Here is a 6,427-nt window from a genome sequence, read left to right as displayed (position 1 = left end):
GGCGGCGAAACCTGTAAGAAAATATAAGGCTCGTCGCATGACAGAATATTATTCTCTTGACAGGTGCCTCTTAATGGGTGCTTCGTCGCTGAAGCTCCTCGCAATGACGATTCATTAGCATATGATTGATCACAGTTTAGTATAAGCCCCCTTTACAAAAGGGGGCAGGAAAAAATCCCCTTTACAAAAAGAACCGCATATAAGTCCCCCTTTTCTAAAGAGGGATTCAGGGGGATTTTATATAGCCGATCTTTTATCAATAAAATGATCAACAATATCGGCCATGAACCATTATCAACGATATCAGGCCTGAAGTCAAACGCATCCTCAGTCCGATGGCAAGGGCCATGAGGCCCGGATGGTCGTGCCTTTATCTATTTCTGACACAAGCTTAAATGTTCCGTCTGAAAGTTCGGCCCTTTGCCTCATGGTGTCCAGGCCGAAGCTGCCTGCAGATCCTTTTCCGGTCCGTGCTTCTTCTGAATTGAAGCCCCGGCCGTCATCCTCGATAGTCAGTTCGATGTTTGTTTCTGTTTTTAAAAGAGAGATGAATGCTTTCTGGGCCCTGCTGTGTTTGGCAATGTTATTCATGGCTTCCTGGATGATTCTGAAAACGACGATCTTAAGGGGGTCCGGTATATCGTCTTCTTTGATTTCGATGTGACGGCTGAGGCGCAGGTTTGAATATATGGTTTCAAATTTGCGGCAAAACCAGGCGATGGCGGCCAGGACCCCCATGTCGTCCAGGATGGGCGGCCGGAGGTCGGTATTCATTCTGCGGGCCTCATCCGCCGCCTCCTGCACTATGGCCAGGACGCTGGAAAGGGCTGACTTGGTCGAAGCAGGCGGTTCTTTATCCATTTCTTCCAGGATGTTTTCCACGCCAAACTTGATAGCGGTCAGGGACTGCCCGATGCTGTCATGAAGTTCGCGGGCGATCTGTTTCCGTTCCTCCTCCTGGGCGGAGAGAAGCTGGGTCGAGAGCGAGCGGAGCCTGTGCTGAGACTCTTTAAGCGCCTCCTCGGCCCGCTTGCGCTCGGTGATGTCCAGAATCACACCTTCGAGATAGCCTTGGTCTGGATGGAGGACCCCGCTCAGGATCAGGTGAACTTGTGAGCCATCGCGGCGGAGAGCTTCGAACTCGTAGCTGTCCACCCGGCCGTCTTGCCTGAGGCGCTGCCCCAATTCCTTGCCTTTCTCAGGATGAACATAACGCTCAGTAGCCCTAGTCTCGGACATGAGCTGCCAGGTTGAATCATAACCTAATATTTCAGCCAGGGCCTGGTTGGCCATCAGGAATTTGCCATCCTCGTCACGCGTGCGGTAGATACCGGCCAGGGCGGACTCAAAGATGCTGCGATATCGTTCCTCGCTCTCCTTAAGCGCCTCTTCGGCCCGCTTGCGCTCGGTGATGTCCAGAATCACACCTTCGATATAGCCTTGGTCTGGATGGAGGACCCCGCTCAGGATCAGGTGAATTTGTGAGCCGTCGCGGCGGAGAGCTTCGAACTCGTAGCTGTCCACCCGGCCGTCTCGCCTGAGGCGCTGCCCCAATTCCTTGCCTTTCTCAGGATGAACATAACGCTCAGTAGCCCTAGTCTCGGACATGAGCTGCCAGGCTGAATCATAACCTAATATTTCAGCCAGGGCTTGGTTGGCCATCAGGATTTTGCCATCCTCGCCACGCGTGCGGTAGATACCGGCCAGGGCGGACTCAAAGATGCTGCGATACTTCTTTTCACTTTCTTTAAGGACCAGGCGCATAAACTCAAGCTCGGTAACGTCTTGCGTAATAATCTGAACCAGATCGGGAGGCACAAAGGTGTAAAAGGCTGTGAGTTTTTTTTCCTCATCATTCGGGAACATGCGGTATCGCCCGCGGCGGACACTGGTGCTCCTTTCCCTGTAGCACCCCCGGATGTCTTCCAGGATGTCCGGCCGATCTGTGAGTAGTTCAGAGGCTTTCTTTCCAATATAAGCTGCCAGTTTGTCTCTGGTTTCGGCTTCGGCGGCCTCGTTGTAACCGGCCAGGATGAAATCGCTGCCAGTAAACTGAAAGGTATAGCTGGGGATAATGGTGCGTTTGAGAGGCGTCTCCGCCCTCTGCTCGTCTTGGGGCGTTATTCCTCTGGCGCGCCAGCGGGCGACGCGGGCCTGAATGGCTTCTTCAGCGCCGTCTTCCCTGCCGCTGGATGTGGCTGGCGATGTCCCATTGACAAAGGAAACCAGCCGGCTGGCTTCGCGGTTTCCTTTGAGGTCGGACGGGCCTGGCTGATCTTGGCTCCCAGTTTTTTGGATAAACGGACATTTAGAAGGATCGCCCAAGGGGCATGAAGTCTGATTCATAATGCTTCCTTAACGGCCTGAACCGAGGCAGGCGGAAATGACCTTGAAAAGGCAGGAACGCCGTGTTTCAAGGTCCTTGGAAGGCAATTGGGGTCACTGAGACAGTCGCCTCTATTTATATTTTAGTATAATAACACAAAAAATGTTCTTTCGACAATGGCGCGTCATTGACATGGCGCGTCATTGGCCTTGCGGAAAAGACGACAGGTGTGTTAAGTAAAATCATTAACAAGCCTGATCTCGCTCTGAGGATGAAATGAATAAAAACGACTATCACCTATCCCGGCGGCAGATGGTCGTGGGGCAGCTCGAGGCCCGGGGTATCAGGGATAAAAAAGTCCTCGAAGCCATGAACAAGGTGGCGCGGCATCTTTTTGTGGAGGAGGCCTTGCAAAGTCAGAGCTATGGAGATCACCCCCTGCCTATCGGTGAACAGCAGACCATTTCACAGCCCTATATCGTGGCCCTCATGACCGAGGCCCTGGAACTCACCGGTGACGAAAAGGTTCTGGAGATCGGGACAGGCTCCGGTTACCAGGCAGCCGTCCTGGCGGAGCTCAGTTATAAGGTTTTTACCATCGAACGAATCCGTGCCTTGCTGACCAAGGCCCGGAAGACTTTAGAAGAGCTGAATTACTTTAACGTCCGCTTTCGACTGGGTGACGGTACACTTGGCTGGAAAGATGAAGCGCCTTTTGAAGCTATCATTGTCACGGCCGGGTCTCCGACTGTGCCTCAGCCTCTGATCGAGCAGCTCACGACTCTGGGCCGTCTAGTCATTCCGGTCGGTGAAACACGCGGCTCTCAATCCCTGCTCAAACTGGTGAAAAAGAAGGACGGCTCGCTCAGCCGCTCTGATCTCGGCGGCTGCCGGTTTGTGGATTTAATTGGAGGTCATGGCTGGGCAGAAGGAGGCGGAAAGGGTTTCAGGTGGTAGGGTTTGATTTCGCCAGGCAGACCCTGGTTGCGGTCTGCGGCGCCGGAGCCTGTGAGCCTGATGTGCACGATTTGGCCCAGCAGACCGGCCAGCTGCTGGCCCGGCGCGGCGCTATCCTGATCTGCGGCGGTTTGGGCGGGGTCATGGCCGCCGCGGCTCAAGGGGCCAAGGAGGCTGGAGGGTTGACCGTTGGCATTCTGCCCGGCCCGGACCGGGAGGCAGCCAATCCATATATTGACCTTTCTCTGGCTACGGGCCTGGGGCACGTCCGCAACGCCGTCATCGTTCGCGCCGCCCAGGCGGTCATTGCCTTGCCCGGTGAAGCCGGAACACTCTCCGAAGTGGCCCTCGGCCTTAAGATGGGGCGTCCGGTGGTGGGGCTCAGGGCCTGGGGCGAGATCAAAGGCGTTTTACCCGCTTCCAGTCCGGCCGAAGCCGTAGACCTGGCCCTCAGCCAGGCATTAAAATAGGTCGGAGAGAGCATTTTTGAAAAGGCTCTCTTTAAATCCCTGGTAATACTAAGCCGCGATCAGTCATATACTAATGAATCGTCACTGCGAGCACCCGGCCTTCCGGCTAAAGCCGCAGGGTTATTTGGCAAAGAAACTGTTTTCAAGCTTTGGGAGAGGGCGGGGATAAACCCTGCTCCTACTCTAAAATTCTAAATCGGTATTGTAGGGGCGGGGTTTATCCCCGCCCGTATTTTTCTGCCAGTGCTCATGGGCGTCATGGCCGGTATGCTGCCGCCTTCCTTTCTGAACCAGATCCCGGATATATTGAGGCCCATCCTGAACAACGGGTTGATCGTTAGTCTGCTCCTGGTTCTGCTCCTGGAGCACATCCTCTTGAAAAAAGGAACGAGATGAAAGGCTAATTCAGTTTGGTTCCACAGTGGGGGCAGAAGCTGGCCTTTGCGGGGACCGTTTTCCGGCATTTCTGGCAGCGCTTCTGCCTGGTCTGCTGTTCACGGTAGCCCTCGGTAAAAGACTGGACCGTCTCCTTGAGGTTTTCCGCAGCCTTCTGAAGCAAAGGGTCTTTTTTCATGGATAGACCGGCTTCATAGGCCGCCTTTTTGACTCGGTCGAAAATTCCCAGCATGATATATATTATAGAGCCGATCAGACTTTAGGTCAACACCAATGGCGCCGCATCGAGTCGTTTGAAGTCAGATGACAGGCGAATTTCAATTCAGAACTCCCAAATTTTTTAAGCCGCCGCTTGTTTTTGAAAATAATGACGCTAGAATATTTCTAAAGGCCAATCATAATCATAAAGAGAGGTGTTGAGATGGAGACGAGTGAGTGCTCTTTGGAACCTGCAGCCTGGCTGGAAAAAGTTATCAAGGATTTCATCAATCATTCCCCTGAGAACTCGCTGCAAAATGACATTAATGAAAAGGCGTGGGACGAACCTTTGGTTGGATTTTCAAATGGGGCGGATCAGATCTACCAGGACTACAAGCAACATGTCGGCGAATTTCATTGGACCCCGGAGGAGGTTTTTGCCGAAGTCTTTCCTGAGCTTAAATTTTCCCCGGACGAACTGACCATTGTCAGCTGGGTGTTGCCTCAGACTTCAGCCACCAGGGCCGATCACCGCAAAGAAACGAAGTATCCTTCAGAAAGATGGGCCAGGTCCCGCATCTTCGGTGAAAAGACCAACGAGAAACTGCGGCAGCACGTGGCGACCACTCTGAAGAAGGCCGGTTACGAAGCCCTGGCTCCGACCCTGACCCCTGGCTGGAAGACTTTGCCTTCCGAGCGGTTTTTCCTGGCCTCGAAATGGTCAGAACGGCATGCGGCTTTTGCCGCCGGCCTGGGTACCTTTGGCCTTTGCGACGGCCTGATCACACCCCGAGGCAAAGCCATGCGCGCCGGGTCGGTTATCGCGCGTCTCGAGGTAAACCCCTCACCCAGGCCCTATACCGATCACCACGCCTACTGCCTTTTTTTTCCGGAAGGGCTGTGCGGCAGATGTATTTCACGCTGTCCAGTCGGGGCTCTGTCTGAGGCCGGGCACGACAAGAAGAAGTGCCTGAGCTATCTTCGGGATACTGCCGAGTATGTCCAGACGCAGTTTCATTTTAAGGGTTACGGCTGCGGGCTCTGCCAGACCGGGGTTCCTTGTGAATCTAAAATTCCAACCCTGGACGACCTTGATTAAAAGGTGAGGGGGCCTGCTCTAACAGCGTTAAGCCGGGATTTTTAGCGGTGATATTATTAGGTTCATCTCTAAAAGAGTTGATGAAAAAAACCTGGTAATCGGTAAAGAATTCATGGTGATTAAGGTCATGATATTGTTGAATTTAGGAGCAGACTAATATTCTTGTGCCCTGAAAAATCCCCTGGCCGCCTCCATGGCACAGGGGAAGACTAGATCAAGCTAGAGGCTAAGCTCTAAATACCGCTATTTGACACGCCAGGTCTCATTTTCTTTAATGAGCGTGATCTGTTTTTCCTCCGGTTCTTTCAATTCACCGGCCTGGCGGGCTTCTTCCAGCGTTGTCTTGGCCTCCTGGTCTGCCGTAATGATGTCGTAAAGATCAGAAGGCTCGTACTTTTCAATATAGGTCACCTCGGCTTCGTTCTTCTTTATTTTTATTTTTAAAATCCTGTCCAGGTAAACTTTTTTCACGGCCAGCTCGGCCGTGATCTGGCCGCCGAGATTGATAGATATATCCCCCTTGGCATAGGCGGCGGCTTCTTCTTTTTTCGGGACATAGATCTTCCGCACATCTCCCCATTCATATTCATAGACCCCGGTATCTATGAGCTTCTGCATCTCTCCGCCAAGTTTTGTTCCGGGTTTAAGACCGGAGACTTTCACATAGATATAATAAGGGTCCCCGTTTTTTTCTTTAATCACCCTTGCGGCTGTTTCTGTGAGTAAAGAGCTTTCAGTGTCCGGACCCTTGGAGCATCCGGAAATAAAGATAAATAAAGTAAATACAGCTACGGCCGCGCAAGTTACTTTTTTCACCTTGTGCCCTCCCTGTCGAAGCGTTTGATTGAGATTAAAGATAATTATACAAAAAATCTGTTTTGAACACAACCTCAAAAACGGACGCTTAAGACTTGAGGCCATGCCAGGGTCAATGATCGGTTATTCCTTTCAGGCAGGGTCTGGTGACGATGGCGCCAAGGC

The 6,427-nt window shown here is 52.5% G+C and carries 7 protein-coding genes; 3 read left to right on the top strand and 4 right to left on the bottom strand.

Annotated elements, in window-relative coordinates; translation table 11 throughout:
• Positions 1-327: 327 nt before the first annotated feature.
• Positions 328-2,346 carry a PAS domain S-box protein gene (locus JRI95_07575; GenBank protein MBW2061407.1) on the bottom strand — a complete coding sequence of 673 codons (2,019 nt, stop codon included), beginning with the start codon at positions 2,344-2,346 and terminating at the stop codon, positions 328-330.
• A gap of 256 nt (positions 2,347-2,602) precedes the next feature.
• Here JRI95_07575 and JRI95_07570 point away from each other — a divergent pair, with 256 nt between their 5' ends.
• On the top strand, positions 2,603-3,283 hold the full coding sequence (locus tag JRI95_07570) for a protein-L-isoaspartate(D-aspartate) O-methyltransferase (GenBank protein ID MBW2061406.1): 681 nt from the start codon (positions 2,603-2,605) through the stop codon (positions 3,281-3,283).
• A gap of 23 nt (positions 3,284-3,306) precedes the next feature.
• The gene (locus JRI95_07565) at positions 3,307-3,753 is read left to right on the top strand and encodes a TIGR00725 family protein (GenBank protein ID MBW2061405.1); all 447 of its coding nucleotides are present in this window, start codon (positions 3,307-3,309) and stop codon (positions 3,751-3,753) included.
• A 183-nt stretch (positions 3,754-3,936) separates the two neighbouring features.
• On the opposite strand, the gene JRI95_07560 is transcribed toward JRI95_07565, so the two are convergent.
• Complete coding sequence (locus tag JRI95_07560) at positions 3,937-4,122, bottom strand: hypothetical protein (GenBank protein ID MBW2061404.1); 186 nt, start codon at positions 4,120-4,122, stop codon at positions 3,937-3,939.
• Positions 4,123-4,153: 31 nt separating this feature from the next.
• Entirely contained in the window at positions 4,154-4,381 is a 228-nt protein-coding gene (locus JRI95_07555) for a zinc-ribbon domain-containing protein (GenBank protein ID MBW2061403.1), read from the bottom strand.
• Between the two features lie 189 nt (positions 4,382-4,570).
• Between JRI95_07555 and JRI95_07550 the strand changes: the two genes are divergently transcribed.
• Positions 4,571-5,446: an epoxyqueuosine reductase gene (locus JRI95_07550; GenBank protein MBW2061402.1), complete on the top strand. Its 876-nt coding sequence runs from the start codon at positions 4,571-4,573 to the stop codon at positions 5,444-5,446.
• Between the two features lie 243 nt (positions 5,447-5,689).
• On the opposite strand, the gene JRI95_07545 is transcribed toward JRI95_07550, so the two are convergent.
• Complete coding sequence (locus tag JRI95_07545; GenBank protein MBW2061401.1) at positions 5,690-6,262, bottom strand: hypothetical protein; 573 nt, start codon at positions 6,260-6,262, stop codon at positions 5,690-5,692.
• Positions 6,263-6,427 lie beyond the last annotated feature (165 nt).

The organism is Deltaproteobacteria bacterium (genome assembly GCA_019308995.1).
GTDB lineage: Bacteria > Desulfobacterota > Desulfarculia > Adiutricales > JAFDHD01 > JAFDHD01.
Note: the sequence above shows the minus strand (reverse complement) of the source record. Positions and strands in the feature narration are given on the sequence as shown.

What these genes read in the sequence shown, in the direction of transcription:
- JRI95_07575 (MBW2061407.1), bottom strand. Translation starts at nt 2,346, where the DNA reads ATGAATCAGACTTCATGCCCCTTGGGCGATCCTTCTAAATGTCCGTTT.
- JRI95_07570 (MBW2061406.1), top strand. Translation starts at nt 2,603, where the DNA reads ATGAATAAAAACGACTATCACCTATCCCGGCGGCAGATGGTCGTGGGG.
- JRI95_07555 (MBW2061403.1), bottom strand. Translation starts at nt 4,381, where the DNA reads ATGCTGGGAATTTTCGACCGAGTCAAAAAGGCGGCCTATGAAGCCGGT.
- JRI95_07550 (MBW2061402.1), top strand. Translation starts at nt 4,571, where the DNA reads ATGGAGACGAGTGAGTGCTCTTTGGAACCTGCAGCCTGGCTGGAAAAA.